The sequence below is a fragment of the Streptomyces sp. NPDC127595 genome (genome assembly GCF_042671685.1).
Lineage (GTDB): Bacteria > Actinomycetota > Actinomycetes > Streptomycetales > Streptomycetaceae > Streptomyces.
This window is the reverse complement of the sequence record NZ_JBHXWK010000007.1, coordinates 151,575-174,294: the sequence shown is the minus strand read 5'-3', so window position 1 is coordinate 174,294 and position 22,720 is coordinate 151,575. Positions and strand designations below refer to the sequence as shown.

At 69.3% G+C, this 22,720-nt stretch carries 13 protein-coding genes; 10 read left to right on the top strand and 3 right to left on the bottom strand.

The window, feature by feature from the left end:
* Positions 1–74: 74 nt before the first annotated feature.
* Positions 75–3,020, top strand: a complete 2,946-nt coding sequence (locus tag ACFVKT_RS23395; protein WP_385734485.1) for an SNF2-related protein — start codon at positions 75–77, stop codon at positions 3,018–3,020.
* A 51-nt stretch (positions 3,021–3,071) separates the two neighbouring features.
* Positions 3,072–8,465, top strand: a complete 5,394-nt coding sequence (locus ACFVKT_RS23390; RefSeq protein WP_385734483.1) for a hypothetical protein — start codon at positions 3,072–3,074, stop codon at positions 8,463–8,465.
* 64 nt (positions 8,466–8,529) lie between these two features.
* On the opposite strand, the gene ACFVKT_RS23385 is transcribed toward ACFVKT_RS23390, so the two are convergent.
* Together ACFVKT_RS23385 and ACFVKT_RS23380 are read right to left on the bottom strand one after the other, a co-directional pair.
* Complete coding sequence (locus ACFVKT_RS23385) at positions 8,530–8,733, bottom strand: DUF397 domain-containing protein (RefSeq protein ID WP_385734481.1); 204 nt, start codon at positions 8,731–8,733, stop codon at positions 8,530–8,532.
* The gene (locus tag ACFVKT_RS23380) at positions 8,733–9,557 is read right to left on the bottom strand and encodes a helix-turn-helix domain-containing protein (protein ID WP_385735012.1); all 825 of its coding nucleotides are present in this window, start codon (positions 9,555–9,557) and stop codon (positions 8,733–8,735) included. Before ACFVKT_RS23380 ends, ACFVKT_RS23385 begins: the two co-directional genes overlap by 1 nt.
* 198 nt (positions 9,558–9,755) lie before the next feature.
* Between ACFVKT_RS23380 and ACFVKT_RS23375 the strand changes: the two genes are divergently transcribed.
* The 5 genes from ACFVKT_RS23375 to ACFVKT_RS23355 all read left to right on the top strand — a co-directional run bounded on the left by ACFVKT_RS23375 (position 9,756) and on the right by ACFVKT_RS23355 (position 14,869).
* Entirely contained in the window at positions 9,756–10,244 is a 489-nt protein-coding gene (locus ACFVKT_RS23375) for an ATP-binding protein (protein ID WP_385734480.1), read from the top strand.
* A gap of 30 nt (positions 10,245–10,274) precedes the next feature.
* Positions 10,275–11,468 carry a hypothetical protein gene (locus ACFVKT_RS23370; RefSeq protein WP_385734478.1) on the top strand — a complete coding sequence of 398 codons (1,194 nt, stop codon included), beginning with the start codon at positions 10,275–10,277 and terminating at the stop codon, positions 11,466–11,468.
* Between the two features lie 62 nt (positions 11,469–11,530).
* Complete coding sequence (locus ACFVKT_RS23365; RefSeq protein WP_385734476.1) at positions 11,531–12,793, top strand: DUF262 domain-containing protein; 1,263 nt, start codon at positions 11,531–11,533, stop codon at positions 12,791–12,793.
* Positions 12,790–13,899: a DUF3696 domain-containing protein gene (locus ACFVKT_RS23360; protein ID WP_385734474.1), complete on the top strand. Its 1,110-nt coding sequence runs from the start codon at positions 12,790–12,792 to the stop codon at positions 13,897–13,899. The genes ACFVKT_RS23365 and ACFVKT_RS23360 overlap by 4 nt, the downstream gene beginning before the upstream one ends.
* Before the next feature lie 37 nt (positions 13,900–13,936).
* On the top strand, positions 13,937–14,869 hold the full coding sequence (locus ACFVKT_RS23355; protein WP_385734472.1) for a hypothetical protein: 933 nt from the start codon (positions 13,937–13,939) through the stop codon (positions 14,867–14,869).
* A gap of 6 nt (positions 14,870–14,875) precedes the next feature.
* Here the strand turns inward: ACFVKT_RS23355 and ACFVKT_RS23350 are convergent, their stop codons facing one another.
* Entirely contained in the window at positions 14,876–16,447 is a 1,572-nt protein-coding gene (locus ACFVKT_RS23350; RefSeq protein WP_385734470.1) for an RNA polymerase sigma factor RpoD/SigA, read from the bottom strand.
* A 182-nt stretch (positions 16,448–16,629) separates the two neighbouring features.
* Here ACFVKT_RS23350 and ACFVKT_RS23345 point away from each other — a divergent pair, with 182 nt between their 5' ends.
* Genes ACFVKT_RS23345 through ACFVKT_RS23335 form a run of 3 tightly spaced genes read left to right on the top strand, consistent with a single transcriptional unit; the run spans position 16,630 to position 22,690 of the window.
* The gene (locus ACFVKT_RS23345) at positions 16,630–19,758 is read left to right on the top strand and encodes a helicase-related protein (RefSeq protein WP_385734468.1); all 3,129 of its coding nucleotides are present in this window, start codon (positions 16,630–16,632) and stop codon (positions 19,756–19,758) included.
* Positions 19,755–21,608 carry a DrmB family protein gene (gene drmB / locus ACFVKT_RS23340; RefSeq protein ID WP_385734466.1) on the top strand — a complete coding sequence of 618 codons (1,854 nt, stop codon included), beginning with the start codon at positions 19,755–19,757 and terminating at the stop codon, positions 21,606–21,608. The genes ACFVKT_RS23345 and drmB overlap by 4 nt, the downstream gene beginning before the upstream one ends.
* On the top strand, positions 21,605–22,690 hold the full coding sequence (locus tag ACFVKT_RS23335; RefSeq protein ID WP_385734464.1) for an AAA family ATPase: 1,086 nt from the start codon (positions 21,605–21,607) through the stop codon (positions 22,688–22,690). The genes drmB and ACFVKT_RS23335 overlap by 4 nt, the downstream gene beginning before the upstream one ends.
* The last annotated feature ends 30 nt before the right edge of the window (positions 22,691–22,720 follow it).

The following is a 22,720-nucleotide window of genomic DNA, read 5'->3' as shown; positions in this document are numbered from 1 at the left end:
GGAAGACTTGCGCGGTATTCGCCCGCTTCAGGGCGACGGTAGACACAGTGTGCGCAGGACACGGAGGCAGCAGCGTGACCCACCAGCCGGAGCAGTCGGCGGTCCTGGAGGCGGTGGATGCCTCGGAGAGCAGGTTCCCGCCGGGGGCCCAGATCCTCGTCCGGGACGAGGAGTGGCTGGTCAAGAACGTCACCCCGAGCCCTGACGGCGCCAAGATCGAGGCGGTCGGCGTCTCGGAGTTCGTCCGCGACGAACCGGCCGTCTTCTTCACTGAGATCGAGCGGCTGGCGGGCGACGGGGTCAAACTCCTCGACCCTGAGGACACCGAACTCGTCGAGGACCCTACCGACCACTTCCGCCGCAGCCGTCTCTTCCTCGAAGCCCTGCTGCGCAAGACCCCGCTTCCGCAGACCGAACGCGGCCTGGCGCTCGCCGACCGCTTCCTCGCCGACCCGCTCAGCTACCAGCAGCGCCCCGCCGAACTGGCCCTCTCCCTCGCCAACCTCCGCCCCCGTCTGCTCATCGCCGACGTCGTAGGCCTCGGCAAGACCCTGGAGATCGGCCTCACCCTCGCCGAACTGATCCGCCGGGGCCGGGGCGAACGCATCCTCGTCGTCACCCCGCAACACGTCCTGGAGCAGTTCCAGCACGAACTGTGGACCCGTTTCTCCATCCCCCTGATCCGCCTCGACTCGGTCGGCATCCAACGCATCCAGCGGGAGATCCCGGCCGGGCGCAACCCGTTCACCCACTACAAGCGGGTCATCGTCTCCGTCGACACCCTCAAGAACATCGGGCAGTACCGCCACCACCTGGAGAAGATCCACTGGGACGCGGTCGTCATCGACGAGTCCCACAACCTCATCAACCGGGGCAGCCAGCGCAACGCCCTCGCCCGCGTCCTCGCCCCCAACACCGACGCCCTGCTGCTGGCCAGCGCGACCCCGCACAACGGCGACGGCAAGTCCTTCGCCGAGCTGATCAGCCTGCTCGACCCGGCCGCCATCGCCGACCCGAACTCCTACGACGCCGAGAAGGATCTGAGCCACCTCTTCATCCGCCGTACGAAGGTCCACCCCGAGGTCCGCGACCAGATCGGCAAGAAGTGGGCCGACCGCGACCCCACCGTCTCCGTGCCGTGCACCGCGACCGATGCCGAGGAGCGGATCTTCGCGGAGCTCACGGAGCACTGGATCCCGGCCCCGGACACATCCACCGAGTTCGGTAAAGCGTCCACCGGCCGTACGACGCTCACCGAGGACCGCCTTTTCCCGTACACGCTCCTGAAGGCGTTCCTCTCCTCCCACCGGGCGCTCGCCAAGACCGTCACCACTCGCGGCGACAACCTCAGGAGCAAGGCCGCGAAAACGGCTCCCGGCACCCCGGCGGCGGGCCGCATCGCCACCGAACTCAACGCGTTGGAGCGCCTGTTCACGCTGACCTCCGCGATCGGGAAGGCCGGCACACCGGGCGACTCCGCCAAGCTGGACGCCCTCGTGGAGCAGCTCACCGACATCGGTGTACGGCCCGGCTCCGCCACCCGCGTCGTCGTCTTCTCGGAGCGCGTCGAGACACTGAAGTGGCTCGCCGAGGTCGTCCCCGCCCGGCTCGGCTTCACCGCGGAGCAGGCGAAGCAGGCCGTGAAGGTCATGCACGGCGGCCTGTCCGACAAGGAGCAGATGGACGTCGTGGAGGCCTTCGGTCTGGCCCATCACCCCGTCCGCATCCTCCTCACCGGCGACGTGGCCTCCGAGGGCGTCAACCTGCACCGCCAGTGCCACGACCTCGTGCACTACGACATCCCGTGGTCGCTGATCCGCATCGAGCAGCGCAACGGCCGTATCGACCGCTACGGCCAGCTGTACAACCCCCGCTTCCGCGCGCTGATCCTGCACTCCGTGACCGAGGGCGCCAAGGACGACCGTACGGTCGCCGAGAAGCTCCTCGAGCGCGAGGAGGAGGCCTACCGTCTCGACGGCACGGCGGAGGCGGTCACCGGCCTGTACCGCGCGGAGGAGGAGGAACGCCGCCTGGTCAAGGACCTCCTCGCCGGCCGCACGGTCGAGGAGTCCCTCGCCGCCTCACCCACCCCCGGCGATCCGCTGACGGCGCTCTTCTCCCAGCCGTCCGTCCTGCCCGAGCACCGCCCCGTGCCGAAGGCCGAGGTCCCGTCGCTGTTCGACGGCGACACCGAGGCGTTCGTCCGGGCGGCCCTGGACGAGGTCTACGACGAGCGCCCGCACGACGCGCTCGACCTCTCCGAGCACACGCACAACGGCCCGGTCGGCGAACCCGCCCCCTACGTCAGCCTCGCCACCGCCAAGGCACCCGACCTCCTCCACCGCCTGGACCTGCTGCCCCCCGACTACCTGCGGGAGCGGAAGCTGAAGGAACGGCTCATGGTCACCTTCGACCGCGGCCTCGGACAGCACAGCCTGAACGAGGCCCGCGGCAAGTCCGGTTCCAGCTGGCCCGCCATCGGCTACCTCACCGACATCCACCCCCTGGTGGAGTGGCTGGTCGACAAGGTTCTGGTGCAGCTCGGCCGCCAGCAGGCACCTGTTCTCCTCACCCCCTCGGCACCCGGCCCGACCTTCCTCGTCCAGGGCATCTACTCGAACAAGCTCGGCCGCCCCACGGTGGTGGAGTGGATGGCCGTCCGTGGCCTGCCCGGCGCCCCGGAGGTGCTGCCGATGCCGGAGGCGTTGGCGGAGGCCGGCGTCGTCCCCGACATGGCCAACCCGGCACCGCCCCGCGACCTGCCCGCCCTTCAGGCTCTCGTCCCGGCCGCCGTAGCCGCCGCCCGCGACCACCTGGAAGAACGCAAGGACGCCTGGACCCGGCAGATCAGCGCCCAGCTCGACGACTACCGCGCGCGCCTCGGCCGCTGGCAGCAGGAGTCCCTGCTGCCCGGCCGGATCGTCCAGGACACCATCCGCCACCAGACGGAACTGGCCGACAAGCTCAGCGCCACCGGCCGTCCCCTGCTGCGCGTCCTGGCTGTTCTCGACCGAGCCTGACGCCCCCCTTCAAAGCCACCCGCAGAACCATCCGCAGAAACGGTCCTCGACGTGACGTACGACTCCCTGGTCAACCACGGCGACTACTTCTCCGCGCACTACCTCGCCGAAGTCCTCCCCAAGGACCTCAAGGCGAAGGACAGGCTGCTCGCCCGCTGGGCCGAACGCGAGGCCGAGGAGAACAAGAAGCCGGCGGACGAGCCGCGCATCCTCACCCCGCGCCAGGGCCTGCGGGCGCTGCGCACCCCGTACTTCGCGAACCGCGCCTTCCTGGCCGAGCGCGCCCAGGCCGAAGTGGACGCTCCCGAGGAGGAGTCGGGCTGGCGCACCCACGACGACGCCCGCTGGACCAAGACGGTCGAGGACGTCCACGACCGGGTCCTGCGCGCGCTCGGCTACACCCCCGCCCCGGCCACCCTCACCGTCGAACGCGCGGGCCGCACCTACGACATCGAGGTCGCCCACGCCGAACCCGGCCTGGTCGCGATCGCCTGCGGGTGGGCCGCCGAACCCGACGCCGCCCGGGATCCCGCGGGCCCCGGCCGGCTCCTGCACCCGGTCGACATCCAGCAGGGCGACCCGCTCACCGACGCCGACGCCCTGGTCCGCTTCCTCTTCGCCACCGACGAACCCCCTCGGTACGTCCTCGTCCTGGTCGGCGGAGTCGTCGTCCTCGCGGACCGCACCGCCTGGAGCGAGGGCCGCTACCTCGCGGTCAGCCTCGACTCCGCCCTGGAACGCCGGGACGACCGCCCCGGCGGCGAACTCGACACGATCGCCGCCCTGTTCGGAGCGGACTCGCTCCGCGTCCCGGAGACCGGCGGCACGAATCCGCTGGACGACCTGGTCTCCAAGTCGGGCAAGCACGCGGTGGGCGTCTCGACGGAACTCCGCGAGGGCCTCAAGGACTCGGTCGAGCTGATCGCCCAGGCCGTGCTGAAGCGGCTGTCCGAGCAGGGGGTGACCCCGGCTCACCTCGACGATCCCCAGCGGCTGGCCCGTCGGCTGACGCGTGAGTCGCTGCGGTACCTGTACCGGATCCTGTTCCTCCTTTACGCCGAGGCCCGCCCCGAACTGGGCATCCTCCCCTCGGACTACCCGGAGTACGGGGCGGGATACGGCCTTCAGCGCCTCGGCGACCTGGCCGTCCGTGACCTGGTCGGCTCCACGGCCCGCGACGGCTTCCACCTGTACCAGTCGATCGACCTGCTCACGCACATGGTGAACAAGGGCCACCGCCCGCACGGCACGGAAGAGGAGGACCGGGAGGCCGAGACGGCGGACCGCGCGGCGGAACAGGCGGAGGCCGCCGAACTCGCGGCGACGGGAACGGACTTGACGGAGGCTCAACTCTGGTTGCGGGCCCGCCGTTTCGAGCGGGAACGCCGGGCCCGCCGCAGTGAGGACGTCGGCCTGCGCTTCGAGCCGCTGCGCTCGGACCTGTTCGAGCCGGGCGCGATCATTCTGATCGGCCCGAAGGTCCCCAACCCCCAGTACGACGAAGACGATCCCTCCGCCGGACCGGAGTTCTTCGACACCAGGCTGCGCAACGCCACCCTCTACAAGGTCCTGCGCCGCCTGATGCTGACCAAGGGCCGCAAGGGCGAGCGGGGCGGCTTCATCTCCTACGCCAAGCTGGGCATCAGCCAGTTGGGCGCGGTGTACGAGGGACTGATGTCGTACACCGGGTTCATCGCCAAGGAGACCCTCTTCGAGGTCGCCAAGGGCGGCGATCCCTCCAAGGGCAGCTGGATGATCCCGGAGTCCCGCGCGAACGACTATCCGAGCGAGGCGTTCGTCCAGCGGGAGAACGACGAGACCGGCCTGACCGAGCGGGCCGAGTACCCGCCGGGTTCGTTCGTCTACCGGCTGGCGGGCCGGGACCGCGAGAACACGGCGTCGTACTACACGCCCGACTCCCTGACCCAGGTCACTGTCGAACTGGCCCTCAAGCACCGCCTCGACGCGACTACGTCCGCGAAGGAGTTGCTGGAGTGGAAGATCTGCGAGCCGGCGCTGGGCTCGGGGGCCTTCCTCAACGAGGCGATCAACCAGGTCGCCGTGGAGTATCTGAAACGCCGCCAGCACGAGACCGGGGTGGAGATCGACCCCGACCAGCGGACGGTGGAACTCCAGAAGGTCAAGGCGTACGTTGCCCTCCACAACGCCTACGGCGTCGACCTCAACGCCACCGCGGTGGAACTGGCGGAGGTGTCCCTGTGGTTGAACACCATGCACCCGGGGATGCAGGCCCCCTGGTTCGGCCTGCACCTGCGGCGCGGCAACTCCCTCATCGGCGCGGGCCGCAGGATCTACGACAAGGACGCGCTGGGCAAGGGCAAGTGGCTGTCGAAGAAGGACACGCTCGCCCCGAAGAAACTTCCCTTCCGGGACGGCGAGTTGCCCGAAGGGGCGGTCCATCACTTCCTGCTGCCCGCGCTCGGCTGGGGAGCGGTGGTCGGCGACGCCAAGTCCAAGAAGATCGCCGAGGAGTTGGACAAGGCGGCCGTCCAACGGATGGAGAAGTGGCGGTCCGGCATCCAGCGCGCGCCGAAGACGGTGACACAGCGGCGCCGGCTCCAAGGGGTCGCGCGGCGGGCCGAGTTCCTGTGGGGGCTTGTCGTCGAGCGGCTCAAGCAGTCCGAGAAGGAGATCTCGCGTGAGATCGACGTCTGGGGTGCGGACTGGCTTGACCATCCCGAGCGGGCGGTGCCGAAGGAGGTCGTCTACGGCGACCTCACGCGGCCTGGGACGCCGTACTGGCGGCTGAAGACGGTCATGGACGTGTGGTGCGCGCTGTGGTTCTGGCCGCTGGACCGAGTGGAGGAGCTGGCCGGTCCGGGGATCGGGTCGTCGATGTCGTACGGCGATGGTGGCGACGCCGGGGCCGAGGAGTCGCCGTCGGTGGAGATGGAGGTGGCGGCAGAGGTGGCCGGTCCCGCGCCCGGGGATCAGACGTGGGTGAAGGACAGCCTCTTCGACGACGGGCTTCCCCAGCAGCTGGAGATGGGGGAGGAGACGGCTCCGGCAACGGGTACGGGCACGGGTAGGAAGTCGCCGCGGAAGAAGGCGGCCGGGCGGCGTGAGGTGATCCCCCTCGCCACGCTGGATGACTGGATCGACTTCCTGGAGTGCGCGCTCGGGGCGAAGGACGTGCCGGCGGGTTCTCTGGTGGCCGAGTTCGCGAACCTGGGCGCGCTGCGGGACTTCGAGGTGAACCTCGACGGGTTCATGGGGATGGACTCGCCGTTCCGGTTGAAGGCGCGGTTTCCGTGGCTGGACACGGTGGAGGACGTGGCCGGGAGCGAGGACCGGGATGACGCCGGCGCGGATGAGGGGATGGGGTTCTTCCACTGGGAGTTGCAGTTCGCGCATGTGTTTGCGGGGGCGGCCGGGGGGTTCGATCTGCAGGTGGGGAATCCGCCGTGGGTGCGGCCCGAGTGGAAGGAGGATCCCGTTCTCGCCGAGCGGGACCCGTGGTTCATGCTCACGGAGAAGCCGAGCGCGGCGGTACGGAAGGTTCGGGTGGCCGAGCTGTTCAAGGGGGCCGAGGCGCGGGCCTATTTCCTGAACGAACTCGTCGCCATCATGGGGGTGTCGAGCCAGCTTGGGTCGTCGGTTGTGTATCCCGTACTTGGGGGTACCCGGCCCGACCTGTACCGGGCGTTCATGTGCCAGACCTGGACTCATGCGGGGCGTGACGGCACGGTCGGGCTCATTCACCCCGACACTCACTTCAGCGGCGACAAGGACGGGCTGCTGCGGGCGGCTGCGTACAAACGGCTGCGTGTGCACGGCGACTTCGTCAATGCCGGCAACCGCTTCTTCCCGCCCCCGGTCGGCCGGTCCAGCCACTTCGGGCTGCACATCTACGGAGCCGAGGGCGAAATCGGCTTCGACCACCTCTCGTGGCTGTTCTCCGTGGACGCGCTGCGGCTGTCCGCGCAGCACGATGGGTCGGGGCCCGATCCGGGTGTGCGGTACGGGGACACGTGGGACGAGCGGCCGCATCTCAAGCGGATCATCCGGGTGGACCGGGAGACATTGGCGCAGTGGCAGCGGTTGACCGGGGACGAGGACCAGCCGGTTGAGCAGGGAAGACTGCTGTCGCCGGTGAGCGTGGCAGAGGGGGAGGCCATCAGAGCGCTTGCGGACTATCCAGCGCGATTGGGCCCGCTGAAGCCGCCGATCTCCTCGGGCTACAACGAGACGCTTGCCAAGAGGGATGGGCTGATCGACTACAACCTTCCGAGGGAAGACGGCTCGCTTTTCCGGCCCGAGAGGTGGGACGACGTCATCCTCAAGGGACCCCAACTCGGGCTCGCCAACCCGCTGTTCAAGCAACCGAGCCAGGGTGGCGGCGAGGTGCTCGGCCTCAACCACCTGGTGATTCCCGATGACGCGGTGCCGGAGACGGAGTACGTGCGCGTCGCAACGCCGGAGAAGTACGCCGAGAAGCAGGACCGGTGGCTCGACAGGGGCGGGCTGGCGGGGCTGCGGGCGTCGGAGGAGGCGGCGACTGAGGCTCAGCGGGTGTTGGCTGGGGCTCGGGGGGTGCCGGAGGACGAGATCGGGGGCGATGATGTCGATCGGTACTTTGTGGGGCGGTCGACTCGGGCTTACACGAAGTTCTACCGGGTGGCGTGGCGGAAGATGATCGCCCCGGATACGGAGCGCAGCCTCTACGAGGCGATCATTCCTCCAGGCCCAGCTCACATCGATGGCATGCGCAGCACCTACTTGGGCGACAACCGTCTGACCGCCCTCACGGCCGGATTCTGGGCGTCCGTCCCAGTGGACTATCTGCTGCGCACGACGAGTGTGGCCAACTTGGACGTGAGCCAGGCAGGACGGCTGCCGATCCCGGTGGCGCCGCACCCATTGGCATCGGCCATGTTGCTCCGCATACTGCGGCTCAACTGCCTGACCTCCGCCTACGCGCCGCTTTGGTCCGAGCTCTACGACCCGACTTGGACAGCCTACGAGCCGTGGGCCTGTGAGTGGCCCCAGCTCCAGCCTTTGCACGAGGTCGGTCCGCAGTGGACGCGTGAAACGCCCTTGCGTACCGAACGCGCCCGTCGTGCCGCACTGGTTGAGTTGGATGCGTTGGTTGCCGTCTGGCTCGGCGTGGACGCCGACTCACTGGCCGCCATGTACAAGGCTCGCTTTCCGATCATGCAGGACTTCGACGCGGTGACCTGGTTCGACGCCGAGGAGCGTCGCATCGCGGGCAACCGCTACACCTACGGCCACGGCCAGACCAAGGACCACTACGAACAACTCCTCGCCCATCTCGACGGCGAACGCAAGGACCCGCCGGACGGCTACACACCCCCCTTCTACAAGGCGAACCGCGAGACCGAAATGCGAGAGGCGCACGCTTACTTCTCGGCGCGGCTTCAGGAGGCCATCGACAAGGGCACGTGGACTCCGCCGTCCACCTGACCGGGATACGCCGACGCCCCGCACCCGGTACGGAACCGGACGCGGGGCGTCAGCATGTCGTACGTCAGTGATCGACGGCGTACGAGACGAAGGTGGCCCACTCCTGGGCGTCGAAGGCGAGCTGGGGGCCCTGGACGCGCTTGGAGTCCCGTACGTGAATGGCCTGGGGGGCGAAGGCGACCTCCACGCACGCTGGGCCGTCGTTCGTGCTGTAGCTGCTCTTGAACCACTTCAGCAGGGAACCGTTCCCCTCTGAGGGGTTGGACATCATGTCTCTCCCAGCACTTTCTCGATGAAGGCCAGCGACTCACGGGGCGTGAGAGCCTGGGCGCGGATGTTGCCGTAGCGGATCTCAAGGATCTGGATCTCTTTGGGGAGGGAGATCAGTCGACTGACGAGCTGGACTTCGTTCTGTCCCACCGTGTCCCCCTTCTTGAGCCGCAGCAGTTGGAACGAGCCTGCCAGACCAGCATGGTCCTCGCGGTCCGTGGGCATCACCTGGATTTCCACGCTCCGCCGCCGACCGACCTCTAACAGGCGTTCGAGCTGTTTCCGCATCACCATTCTGCCTCCGACGGGACGGAGCAGTGTGTCCTCCTCCTGAACGAAGTTGAAGACGGGGGCTGCCTGCCGGTCGAAGACTTTCTGCCGGGCCATGCGCGCCGTGACGAGACGGTCGACCTCCTCCTCGGGGAAGGGCGGACGCCGCATCCCGTACAGCGCCCTCGCGTACTCCGGCGTCTGTAGCAGGCCGTTGATGACGGAGTTGTCGTAGGTGCAGATCTCGACCGACTCCCCCTCCAAGTTCGCCAGATCCCGCACCTTCTTCGGATACCGGGCCTCCTCCACGTCCTTCTTCAGCGCGGCGAGCATCCCCCCGGCGCCCAACGCCTTGTCCGCCGCGTCGAGATACGCCTCACTCGGCGCCCGCCGCCCCCGCTCCACCGAGGACACCTGCTCCTCGCTGTACCCGATGGCCGCCCCCAACTCCGCCTGCGTGAGCCCCTTCCGCTCCCGCCACATCTTGAGCATCCTGCCGACCGCCCGCAGTACCGCCGCCGACTCCTCGTCGTCGGCATCGAACGGCTCCATCCCGTCACCGCTCTGCGAACCCTGCCCTGCACCGCTCACGCTCGCCCACCTCCACACACGCCGCTCGTACCCAACGCCCCGCCGACGCACGGCGCAACGCCACACCGCCCGGACAGAGCCGGACAACACCCGGACAGTGACGCCACGTACCGACTTCGTCACTGGTCAGCGTAGAGACAGGTGACCACGCTGAGTGACATGAACGCCGATATTGCCGACTCGACGGCACCTCACCCCGGACCCACCCAACACCCCACCCCCGCCCACCACTTCACCCTCCGCCTCTCCGCCACCCCCAGAGGCGCCCGCCTCGCCCGTCACCTCGCGGCCGAGCAACTCCACGGCTGGGGCTGGCCGTACGACACTGACGCCAACCGCGCGGCGACCCTCCTCGTCTCCGAACTCGCCACCAACGCGGCGCTGCACGGCCGAGTACGCGGCCGCGACTTCCGCCTGAGCCTCACCGTCTACCCGGGGCAGCAGGGGCAGCACCCCACCCTCCGAATCGAGGTCGCGGACGCCCGCCCCACCCGCCGCCCTCCCGCCCCCGGCACCTTCCCTCCGCCGTCTCCCGACCGGGACTCCGGCCGAGGCCTCCTCCTCGTGGAGGCCCTGTCCACGCATTGGGGAATGACCTGCGGAGACCCGTACACCAAGACCGTCTGGTGCGAAGTCGCCCTGATGTGACTGTCAGTGCCGTCTGCGACTCTGGCCGTCATGACACGGATAGCATTCGACAACTGCGCTTTCCTCTGGGGCTGGTGGACCGCATACGAGGCGGTGTGGATCGTCGCGCTGTGGCAGAGCCGCTCCCGGGTGCTCGGCAAGGTCGTGTGCCGGTTGCCCGGCGTGCGGCGCATCTGGCGCACCGCCTGCGAGAAGCGCGTCGAGACACTGCTCGACGCGTTGGAGGGCAAGGGCGTACCGGCGGACGGCAGGCCGGACAGGAGCCACCTCGTCGACCGGTGGCACCGAATCGTCGCCGGCCGGTGCGTCTCGGTCCTGCTCCAGGCCGTACCCCTCCTGGTCGCCGTGCTGCCGTTCGGGTGGCTGAGATCGTTCGCGCCGACTGTGAGTACGCCTCTCTGGATGGGCGCGGCTGTCGCCGGCATGGGCTTGGTCTCCTTGGCACTCATGGCCGCAGACCTGCGCGCCGTCGCGGTCTCTGACGCGGCCGGGACCGTCACGGAGGACGCGGTCGGCTTTCTGGAACTGCTTCTCCTGCCGGACGGCCGCCGCCCACAGGACTCGGCGCTCGACGTACACGCCAGGGCCCACGCCCGCCTGTGCCAAGCGCTGCGAGCCCAGGCACGGCACACGACCCGCAGGATGCCGTCCGCCACCCGCGCGCGGGTGCGCGGGACGACGGAACGCCTGATCGCCGCACTCGCCGACGCCGACCAGCGTTACCTGCTCGGCGAGGGCCCCGACCGCGACACCGCCGTGCGCGACCTCTCCCGGCTCGTCGCAAGCGCCTTGAGCCACAGCTGCGTACCGCGTTCCGAGCGCACCAGCTTGGTGATCGTCGATGCCGCCCTCCTCACACGTGCGCCGGAAACGGACGCGGGAGCGGGGGTGGCAGAACCGCTCAGGAGTCGGCTGCTGGCGGGGGCGGGCAGGCTCGCCGTGGCCGTGGGCCTCCTCGGCGGGGCATTCGTCTTCCGGGGCGAGGGGCTGGCCTCAGAACTGCTGGTGCTCACGGGAGTGATGAGCGCGGCCACCGTCTTCCGGCCGCTCATGGATGCCTTGCTCCGAGCCGCCGACCTGCGCCGCGTCAGTTCGTCCGGCGGCGAGACGGCCGAGCTTCCCACCGGGGACACAGAGCCCTTGGCGCCGGACGAGCCCGAACTGTGCCCGCACTGCGCTTCCGACCGCTCGCCCGTCACCGCGGGATCACGGCCGGTAAGGTGAGGGACGACCAGGACCGACTGACGAGACCCGACGGAACACGAGGGCGAGGGCGACGAGACGACATGGCCGCGCTGGAGGACAGCAGCCAGGGGCGCACACGGGACCGGCGGTCGGTCTACGAGCGATACCAGGAGGCTCCGGGGGAGGACGGCTACCCCACCCTGGACGAGCTCATGGCTAGGGAGACCGGATCCGACGGCCAGCCCACCGACGTCGAGCGGGAGGACACCGAGGAGGGCGCCGACCAGATCACCTCGCCCTTCGACCCCGAGCACATCGACATCGAGACCCGTAACTCGACGGTCGACCTGCTGCTCTCCCGGCTCCGCAACGAGATGATCGACCTCGCTCCCGACTTCCAGCGCCGGGCCGGTATCTGGACCGACGAGAAGCAGAGCCGCCTGATCGAGTCGCTGCTGCTGCGCATCCCCATCCCGTCCTTCTACGCCGCCGAGCAGAAGGACGGCAGCTGGGCCATCGTGGACGGCATCCAGCGTCTGACGTCCATCGCGCGGTTCTTCGACGCCGAACTGGTCAATGCCCGGCCGTTGAAGCTGACGGGCCTTGAGTACCTGCGGAACTTCAAGGGAGCGGGTCTTCAGGATCTCTCCGGCAAACTCCAGATCCGGTTGCGCGAGACAGAGGTCGTCGTCCATGTCATCCGGCGCGGGACCCCCGAACCGGTCATGTTCAACATCTTTGCCCGCATCAACACCGGCGGCGAACCCCTTACCCGGCAGGAGATCCGGCACGCGCTGATCCCGGGCCGCTCCAGGACCTTCCTCGCCGAGCTCGCCGGGTCCGAGGCGTTCCGCCGGGCGACTGGCAACAGCGTGGTCGGGGACCGGATGGCCGACCGTGAGATGGTTCTGCGGTTCCTGGCGTTTCGGATGACTTTGCCGGCCGAGTACCGCACCGGTGACTTTGACGGGTTCCTGGCGGATGCCATGCACCACATCAACCGTCTCTCCAACATGCACGCGGAGGATCTGAAGACAGACTTCCGCATGGCCATGCACGCGGCCGAGAGAATCTTCGGACCGCATGCCTTCCGCAAGTACCGTGCGGGCCAGCAGCGCAAGTCGCCCATCAACAAGGCCCTGTTCGAGACCATCGCGGTGAACCTGGCAGAGCTCACTTCGGAGCAGCTCGACCGGCTGAGCCAATTGGACACGCTGGACGCCTTCGCGGACCTCATGGAGGACACCGAGTTCGAGCGGTCCATCTCCGTGGCCACGGGCGACCCCAAGAAGGTGCGCAAGCGGTTCGACGCCGTACAGGAACTCTTCGAAGACCTCCTCGACCACGGAGACCCCCGACAGTGATCACCCGACTCACCCTGGTCAACTTCAAGGCGTTCCGCCGCGTTGAGCTGCCGCTGGGGCCGCTGACCCTGCTCACGGGCCTGAACTCGTCCGGCAAGAGCAGCGTTCTCCAGGCCATCGCCCTGCTCCGTCAGTCGATCGACAGCGGCGGGCCGGGACTGCTGCTCAACGGTGAGTTGGTGGAGCTGGGCAGTGCACGGGACGTCCTGCACGACGACTTCGCCCCTGCGGAAGACCTTACGGGCAGCGATGTTCCCGTGGTCGGGTTCGTCGTCGGTGCAGGTGAGCTGTTCCAGTTCGTCGGTCTCTATGAGCCGGAGGAGCCCGACGAGGACGTGATGCGGATGTGGGTGAGAGGGGGAACCCCGCCGCCCCTCGCCGCTCCGTTCCAGTATCTGCACGCGGACCGCATTTCCCCGGCCGTCACCTACCCACGCTCCACCCAGATTGCCATCGACCGCGGGTTTCTCGGTGTGCGCGGCGAACACACCGTCAACTACCTTCGCCACTACGGCGAATGGGAGGTGCCTGACGGTCCCCTGTGCCACCCCGATGCCTCCTCACCCCAACTCCGCGACCAGACTGTCGCCTGGATGCAGGAACTCTGCCCCGGCGTCAACCTCCAGGCCGACGCCATCGAAGGCACCGACTACGTCCGCCTCTCCTACGGCTTCGGCGGCACCGCCGGCATCAACGCCACGCGCCGACGCCGTCCCACGAACGTCGGCTTCGGGCTCACGTACGCGCTGCCGATCGTGGTCGCCTGTCTCACCGCCACCCCGGAGAGCCTGATCCTCCTGGAGAACCCGGAGGCCCACCTCCACCCCAAGGGACAGAGCCGGATGGCTGCCCTGATCGCCGCGGCCGCCGCGACCGGCGCCCAGCTGATCGTCGAGACGCACAGCGACCACGTCCTCAACGGCGTACGCATCGCGGTGAAGCAGGAGGTACTGCGCCCCGAGGACACGGTCGTCCACTTCTTCCGCGGCAACGGCTCGGGCGCCGAGGTCATCACCCCTCATATCGACAAGGACGGCATGCTCGCCCAGTGGCCTGAAGGGTTCTTCGACGAGTGGGAGAACTCGCTCGACCAACTGCTGGACTGACGGCGCACCAGACGAACCATGGGGGAGGGGGACGAGCATGCCCTTGCTGTTCCTGAACGAGAAGTCGTGGGCCACCACATGCGACGAGGCCAAGGCCGATACAGCCATGGCGGAATTCGTCGACGTGGTGCGCGCCGTCGCCAAGGAGGACCCGGCCGAGACCTCCCTGGTCAGCGAGGGCGACCTCAAGTCACTTGAGATCGCCGAGGGTTATCCGATCGGCAAGTGGATCGGATCCCATCCGAAGAACCACGCTCGCTGGCAGCGTCTGCGGGCTCTCCAGAACAGATCCCCGGTCCGTAGCGTCTACCCGACGCCGGATGCTGACGGCGGCCTGGAGTACCGCCACGGGGGCGAGACCGTCCTTGGTCTGGGCGCCGCGCACTTCATGGACGGCATCGCGGTGAGCCTGCCCGTGGCCTCCGAGTGGCAGACACCCAGGGTCGGTCTCGACCGCGGCGAACTCGTCGAACTCGATGACGGCTCGCTGGAGTTCGAGAGCGGGACGGTCGATGTCCGGCACGTGTCCGCCGTGCTGCACGTCGATGAACACCGGTCCTGGATCCGGGAGTCGAGCCTGGCCAGGGCCGTGACTGGCCGTCAGATCTGGGAAGGCAGGGCGGATCTGTATCCCCACCTCCAGTTCCTGCCCCGCACCGAAGGGCAGTTCAGCAGCCTGGACCCGGGCTGGGTCGTGCCCGTTCGTCGGTGCATGGAGCGGTTGGAGGCAGCGGTGGCCATTTGGGAGCCGGAGGCGCGGCCCGAGCCTGAGTGGCAGACCAGGGTCACTCCCGAGAGCCAGACGCGCAGGCAGGTCTGCTGGTTCAGCGACCTCGACGGCGAGCTGCGCCTCTTCGAACTGCACGCCCGCTTCACCCCGGGTATGGGCCGCATCCACTTCCGCCTGGTCCCGGAGGAACGGGCGATCCGGCTTGCCCACATCGGCAGCAAGATCCGCCCAGACCTCTGACTCAGCTCAGAACAGCGTCCCCTGCTCCTCCGGAACCTTCGTCGCCTTCGCCTTCCTCACTCTCGGCGTCGGCAGGGGGTCCTCCGCTATCGGCGCCACTGCGGGAGGCGTCTCCTCCGGCGCCGCTAGCTTTCGCTTCCGCCCCCGCTTTCCCCGAGGCTGCGGCTCGTCACCCGCCAGTACATCCATCAACCGCTGCCGTGCCCGCGTCTCCAGTTGCCGGATGCGCTCGCGCGTGACCCCGTACTCCTTACCAACGTCGTCCAGCGTCTGCTTCTCACCGCCCACCAGCCCGCTGCGCCGCCGCATCACGTCGGCCTCGCGTTCGGTGAGGCAAGCGAGAGCCAGCAACTCCTCCGCGTACTGCCGGGAGTACTTGGGATGCAGCACCTCTTCCGGCGTCGGCGCCAGATGGAGCGTCGCGATCAGCTCGCCCAGATGGGTTCCGTCGCCGATCTCCCGGTCCAGGGAGTCCGTCGGCCGGCTGATCCGGCGTACCGCGTCGACCTCGGTCACCGTGAGGTTCGCCGCCACGGCCACCGCGCCCGCCGACAGGGACTGGCCCTGGGAGGCGAGCTTGGCCTCCACCATCGCGACCTTGCGCACCTTCTCGTGCATGTGCATCGGGATGCGGATCAACCGGCTCTCGTTGCCCAAGGCCCGCTCCAGTGCCTGGCGGGCCCACCAGGTCGCGTACGTAGAGAACTTGAAGCCCTTGCTCGGATCGAAGAGGCACGCCGCGTGCATCAGTCCCGTCACGCCGTGCTGCACCAGGTCCTCGTATTCGAGACCCTGGCCCTGCAACCGCTGGGCCAGTTTGTGGACGAGCCTCACGTTGTGCATGACCAGCGTCTCGTAGGCGCGGCGGCGGATGTCGGTGTCCGGTAGGGCGGCCAGTTCGGCCTCCTCCGGTTTGTGGTCGAGATGCTCGGGCCCGCCCTTGACGAGCACACTCAGCCCGACCTCCTCCTCAGCGGTGAGCAGCGTCTTCCACGCGGTGCGCCGGCGCCGGTCCTCGTTCATGCGGGCGCGCGCGGCCGCAATTGCCGAGTCCAGGTCCTTAGGGGCTTCGCCCTCTCCGCCCAGCTCATCCGCTCGGGGACCTTCCTCCGGCTCGGCGTCCTCGTCCCCCTTCGGTGCCTTGGCCTCAGCGACCTCGTCGCGTCGTGGAGACGGAGGCGCGCCGATCGCCACCCCCTCGCTCCGCAGCGCTGTCGTCAGCAACTCCCGCTCACCGGCGTCGAGTCCGCACAGCGAGACCAACCCCGTGAACGCGGGGGCGGGCACGACGCCGGCCGCGGCGTACTTGCGGGCGAGCCCCAGAACCCGGCCGATCCGCACGTTCTGCCGGGAGTCGCTGGAAGTCCGCTCCACGGCCAACCCCTGCTGGGCCAGCGCCAGTTCAAGCCTTTTCAGCCCTTCGGTATCCAGTCCCAGACGGGCCGTCGCCGCCCTGAAGTCCCGCTCTGTCACGCGGCCTCCGTGCGCACAGTCGTGCAGGTCCGCCAGCAGTGCCGTCATGGCCCCGCGCAGTTCACGCACCCCGTTCCCCCGGGTGCCCGGTGCGTCCGCCGTCATGAGAAGACTGTGACACGAGGCACTGACAATCGGTCCTGTGATGCGGAGACACTGTGTTCATCATCTGTGGCTGGATGTGAGCGATTTCCCGGAACGGAGAGCGGCATCCGGCATATGCCGGATAAGGTCTTGCGGACCGGTACGTTCGGTCACGGCAGCGTGACGTGGGGGGCACGGGAGCCATGGGACCCAGAGAAGAACTCGTCGCGTTCGTACGCGCACAACTCGTCGGGCCCGCGCAGGGCAAGCGAGAGACGGTGACGTCCCCGCCTGACCGTCAGTATCTGATGGGCACCCTCTATCCCCAAGACGCCGATCTGCACCGGCAGTTGACGCTCTCCGCCGAGGTGCTCGACGCGCCGGGCGCGGAGGAGCAACGGGAGGACACCGCCCAACGCGACGACCCCGTACCCGAGTCGAACGCCTGGCTCCCCTCCTCTCTCGGACTGTCGCTGTTCACCACGGCCGCCGAACTCCGCGTCACGGTCGAGGGAGCCCGCTATCTGACCGAGCGCGGCGAACGCGGACGGCGCTGGCAGCGCGTCCCGTTGCCCGCCGAACCACACACCTTCAAGCCCGGGGAGCCGGGCGGCCTCGTCTTCGAGGGGCGCGGTGAGATCCGCGTGACCTGGCGGGTGTTCGGGCACGGCCGACTGGTGACGGTCGCCCTGGTCAACACGGCTCGCGCGCCCCGCCAGTCCCTCAGCGCCGCCGAACGCGAGCGGCAGTGGGACAACATGCTGTTCCAGGTGGGACTCGGCGTCGAGACGATCGACGGGGAGGTCCTGCCGTATCCCGGTGTCCGGCTCGCCAGTCGTGACGAGGAGGAGCAGGAACTCCGCCTCCAGTACCGGCACATCAAGACCTACGCCGTGGGCCACGGCTGCGCGGTACGGGAAGCGCGGTCCGACGACGGCCGCGTGACTCGTGCCCACGTCGAGGTGATGCCACAGACCGAGGTGCCCGCGGTGCGGGCGGCCGGGCCCAGGACGCCGGCGCTGTTGCTGGCCCGGCTCGCCGACGAGGCGCTGCCGGTTACCGAACTCCGCACGGAACTGGTCGAGTTCGTCGCGGGCTACCGTGACTGGTGCGCGACACAGCGGGCCACGGACGTACCCCAGTGGGCCCGTCCCGCCGCCCGGCGCATCCTGGAACGGATCGAAACCGCCGTACTGCGCATGGAGTCCGGAGTGCGCGCCCTGTGCGCGGAGGAGAACGAGGACCTCCGGCGGGCCTTCCGTAGGGCGAACGCCGCGATGGCGCTCCAGATGCGGCACAGCGAACCCGACCAGGCGGGGGAGCGGCACGCGCGCGGCGCGGCCGTACAACTCGATCCGGCCCCCGATCCGACCGCCGCCTGGCGGCCTTTCCAGCTCGCCTTCTTCCTCATGGCGCTGGAAGGCGCGGCCGATCCGACGCACCCGGACCGCGAGACGGTCGACCTGATCTGGTTTCCGACCGGTGGTGGCAAGACCGAGGCGTATCTGTTGCTGGCCGCGTTCGTCATGGTCCTGCGTCGCCTACGGCCGCGTGGCACCTCGGGCGGTGGGACGGCCGTACTGAGCCGGTACACGTTGTCGCTGCTGACCACACAGCAGTTCCAGCGGGCGGCGACCACGGTGTGCGCGCTGGAGCGGCTGAGGCAGGCGGCTCAGGACACCCTCGGGAGCGAGCCGTTCTCCATCGGGTTGTGGGTCGGCGAGGCGACCACTCCGAACTCGTACCAAGCGGCCGTCGAGGTCTTCGACGAGGTGCGTGCCGCCGCCACCCCGGACGACCGCTTCATCCTCGACCGCTGTCCCTGGTGCGGCACCCGGATCGTGCCCGAACGCAAGTCCCCTGACCGTTCCGACTACGGCATCGACGCCCGGGCCTCGTCCTTCCGGTTCTTCTGCCCCCGCGACGACTGCGCCTTCCACGACGAGCTCCCTGTCGCCGTCGTCGACGACCATCTCTACGCGCACCCGCCGACGTTCGTCCTCGGCACGGTCGACAAGTTCGCCCGGCTCGCCTGGGAACGGGACGCCGGCCGGCTCTTCGGCAGGGGCGGCAACCTGCCACCGGACCTCGTCATCCAGGACGAGCTGCACCTACTCACCGGCCCCCTCGGCACTACCGTAGGCCTGTACGAGGCAGCCATCCTGCAACTGTGTTCCCCCGCCGAGCAAGGGCCGAAGGTCGTCGCTTCCACCGCCACCATCCGTCGCTCCGGCGAGCAGGTCCGCAGGCTGTACGGCAGGCCGGTACAGCTCTTCCCGCCCGCCGGCCTCGATGCCCGCTCGTCCTACTTCGCCGAGCCCGACACCGGGCGCCCCGGCCGCCTGTACGTCGGCGTCATGGCGCAGGGACACACCGCCGGTCGTGCCACCGTCGCCACCGCCGCGACCCTGCTCCAGGGGCCGTTGCAACTGCCCGAGGAGCGCCGGGACGACTACTGGACCCTCGTCGCGTACCACCACAGCCTTCGCGAGCTGGGCCGCACCGTCACCGCCGCGGCCGACGACATCCCCGCACAGCTCGCCGGCATCGGCCCGGTCGCCGAACGCAGGGTGCTCACCGAGGGGCAGGTGCAGGAACTCACCAGCACTCTGGATCGCAGTGAACAGCCGCTCGTCCTCGACCGGTTGGAGAAGCCGTGGGACCACCCGGCGGCGATATCCCTGCTGCCCTGCACCAACATGCTCTCCGTGGGCGTGGACGTGAAACGGCTCGCCCTGATGCTTATGCTCGGCCAGCCCAAGGCCACCGCCGAGTACATCCAGGCCACCAGCCGGGTGGGACGCCACGGTGTGCCCGGACTCGTCGTGACGTTCCTCAACGCCACCAAGCCGCGCGACCGTTCGCACTACGAGACGTTCGGCACCTACCACTCCGCCCTGTACCGGCACGTGGAACCAACGACCGTCACACCCTGGTCCGTGCCCTCCCGCAGGCGTGCCCTGCACGCGGCCCTGGTGGTGCTCGTCCGCCACGGTCTAGGGCTGAGCGCCGAGGACGTGGCCGGGGATGTCCTCGACCGGATCGCCGACGTCAGTACGCAGGCGGAACGGCTCGTGGACTGGGTCACGCGCAGTGATCCGGAGGCGGCACCCGGAGTCCGTGACGACCTCTTCCGGCTGTTCCAGGAGTGGCTGGAAGCAGCCCGGGAGGCACAGGACGACGGGAAGCGCCTGCACTACCGCACCCAGGGCAAGGGACAGCACAACCTCCTGCGTGACTTCGACCGCGGCGGGGGCCTGTGGGAGACCCCGCACTCCATGCGCAACGTCGACCGGGAATGCCAGGTCGTGGTGAAGGGAGCCGACGCATGAGCCGCCGCCGGGTGCGCCAGGCGCAGACCGTGGTGCCCTTCGGCACCGGCGCCGTACTGGACGTCCAGGGCGAGTCCTTCGTCGCCGCGGGCATCGGCGACTGGCCCCGCGCCCACCAGCCGGTGTCCTCACCCCGGCTGGCCGCCCGCCTCGGCGTCAGTGGGTTCCGCGCGGCGCCGCCCGCCCCGCACGACGCGTGGGACATCCCGGACGCCGCCGGGCCGCCGTACATCCGGTTTCCCGCCTGGCTGTTCTGCCCGGCCTGCCGGCGCATGACGCACTGGCGGGTGGCCGACGAGCGGCCCGGCATGCCGCCGCGGTGCCGCAGCTGTTCGCCGGGGCGGCAGCTCACCCCGATGCGGTTCGTCCAGATCTGCCCCTCCGGCCACCTCGGCGACGTCGACTGGTGGTACTGGGCGCACTCCGAACTCACCCCGGAACAGCGGGAGTCCTGCCACAGCCGCGAACACCTGCGGTTCCGCTTCGAGGACCGCGCCACCGGCCTGGAAGCCCTGTCCGTCGCCTGCACCGCACCCGGCTGCCCAGGCCCCTGTCGGGACCTGCTCGACGTCTTGGGCGCCAAGCGGCTGCGCTGCACCGGTCGCAACCCGTGGCAGCGGCGCGGTGAGGCGACCAAGGACTGCCCGGGACCCGTCCAGATCGTCCAGCGCACCGCCGGAAACCTGTACTACCCCGTCGTGCACTCAGCCCTCGACATTCCGGAGAGCGGCGAATCCGCCACGGACGGCGAACTCGCCGAGCGTGTACGCCGCCACGACATGTGGCTCGCCCTGTGCAAGGCACCCGACGGCCCGCGCGCCCCGCTCATCCGCTCGATGATCACGGAGGACACCGGGGCGGAGGACTCCCTTCTCGACGCGCTGCTCGCGGAGGAGACCGGCACCCCGGTCGACGAGCCCGGCGAGCGCAGTCACCAGGTGGTGTATCCGGACCTCAGCAGCGACGAATGGGCCGCCTTCACCGCGCCCGCCCCGGAACCCACCCGGGACTTCGTCGTCCGGGAGGTCGGCCTCGGTCTGGAGGAGGAGCAGGAGGCTCCCTGGGCGGAGCTGCGGGACAAGGTCGCGCGCGTGGTCGTCGCGGACCGGTTGCGTGAGGTCCGTGCCATCCAGGGCTTCAGCCGGGTCACCCCGACCGCCAAGTTCGTCCCCGTCGATACCGGGCGGCGGGCACGCTGGCTCCCCGCGGTCGAAGTCTTCGGCGAGGGAGTCTTCCTGGCCCTGGACGAGCGACGGCTTGCCGAGTGGGAGCGGGACGGCGCCGTACGCGACCGGGTGCGCGGGATGCGGGACGATCTCGACCGGGCCTTCCAGAAAGACCGGCTCGAAGCCCTCACCGGGCCCGAACTACTGCCTCGGTTCGTCCTGTTGCACACCCTTGCCCACCTGCTGGTCCGACAGCTCTCCTTTGAGTCGGGCTACTCCACCGCGTCCCTGCGTGAGCGTGTGTACGCCCGGTCCGGTGGCGGCCGGCAGGCAGGAGTTCTCGTGTACACCGCGGCCGGTGACGCCGAGGGCACCCTCGGCGGACTCGTCCGGCAGGGCGAACCGCCCCGTCTCGCCGAGATTCTGCTGCGCCTGACCGAGACCGCTGCCTGGTGCTCGGCCGACCCGCTGTGCGCGGAACACAGCGGACAGGGGTACGCCAACCTCAACCGGGCCGCCTGCCACGCCTGTTGCCTGCTGCCCGAGACCAGCTGCGAGACCGGCAACGCACTCCTCGACCGCGTCCTGCTCGTCGGTGGGGCGGGCGTCCCCGGCTACTTCGAGGACGTCATCACCACGGCCCGGGAGCTTGCCGCCCGGGAGATCGAGGACGACGCCCTGTGAACCTGACCTACCTGGACCTCGGCGAGGAACAGCAGGACCTGCTGAGAGACCTGCCGTTCGAAGGGCAGCATCTCGTCACCGGGCCGCCGGGCTCCGGCAAGAGCGTGCTCGCCGCCCAGCGCGCCGATCTGCTCGCCCTCACCGGCGTACGGGTCCACCTGCTCACCCGGTCGAACCTGCTCCGCCAGACCCTGGCTGTCCAAGGCGATGTCGAGGTCTCCACCGTGCACGCGTGGGTCCACTCCTGGTTCCGGACCCGCACCGGTGAAGCCGCTCCACAGGCCGCGGAGGACTGGTTCGACTGGCGAGAGCTGTTCGCCCTTGCCGCTGTGGAGGAGCCGTCCGAGCCCGTTGCCGTTGTCGTGGACGAAGGGCAGGACCTGCCCCGGCCCTTCTACCGACTGTGTCGCCTGCTCGGCCTGCCCGTCACCGTCTTCGCCGACGAGAGCCAGCGCATCACCGACACCCAGTCCACCCTTGACGAGATCAGCACGGCCCTGGGCGACTGCGTACGCCATCAGCTCACCCACCAGTACCGCACGACCCGGCCCATCGCGGCCCTGGCCGCCCGCTTCCACACCGGCGCCGTGGCACCGCCACTGTCCTCCCGCACGGGGCCGGCTCCCCGGCTGTGGCGGTACGCCGACCAGCGCGCCCTCGCCTCTCAGCTCGTCGCCCATGCCGAACGCCACCCGCAGCGCACCATCGGCGTGGTCCTGCGCACGACACGGCAGCAACTCGCCCTGCACGAACACCTGGAGCGCACCGCACCCCGTCTGCGTTCCCAGGTGTACGTCGGCGCCGCTTCCGAGGGCCGCCACCGCACCCTCGACCTGCGGCGGCCCGGGATCCGTGTCATCAGCCGAGCCAGCGCCAAGGGGCTGGAGTTCGACAGCGTCTTCGTGCCGGACACCCATACCGACAGCGGTGATCCGTCGGCGGTCGCGCTGAGGATGGCGTACTACGTGCTTCTGACCCGGGCGCGCGAAGAGGTCCATCTCGGGTACGAAGGGGTCCGGGAACCGCTGCCGGTGGCAGGCGTCCCGGGTGAGCTGCTGGTCCGCGCCGGGGCGATGTCGTAGCCATGTAGGAGACTTCGTACCAGCCGCAGT

Coding starts and splice junctions, on each gene's coding strand:
- ACFVKT_RS23365 (WP_385734476.1), top strand. CDS start 11,531: ATGGCCGCGCTGGAGGACAGCAGCCAGGGGCGCACACGGGACCGGCGG.
- ACFVKT_RS23355 (WP_385734472.1), top strand. CDS start 13,937: ATGCCCTTGCTGTTCCTGAACGAGAAGTCGTGGGCCACCACATGCGAC.
- ACFVKT_RS23380 (WP_385735012.1), bottom strand. CDS start 9,557: ATGGAGCCGTTCGATGCCGACGACGAGGAGTCGGCGGCGGTACTGCGG.
- ACFVKT_RS23385 (WP_385734481.1), bottom strand. CDS start 8,733: ATGTCCAACCCCTCAGAGGGGAACGGTTCCCTGCTGAAGTGGTTCAAG.
- drmB (WP_385734466.1), top strand. CDS start 19,755: ATGAGCCGCCGCCGGGTGCGCCAGGCGCAGACCGTGGTGCCCTTCGGC.
- ACFVKT_RS23370 (WP_385734478.1), top strand. CDS start 10,275: ATGACACGGATAGCATTCGACAACTGCGCTTTCCTCTGGGGCTGGTGG.
- ACFVKT_RS23350 (WP_385734470.1), bottom strand. CDS start 16,447: ATGACGGCGGACGCACCGGGCACCCGGGGGAACGGGGTGCGTGAACTG.
- ACFVKT_RS23345 (WP_385734468.1), top strand. CDS start 16,630: ATGGGACCCAGAGAAGAACTCGTCGCGTTCGTACGCGCACAACTCGTC.
- ACFVKT_RS23375 (WP_385734480.1), top strand. CDS start 9,756: ATGAACGCCGATATTGCCGACTCGACGGCACCTCACCCCGGACCCACC.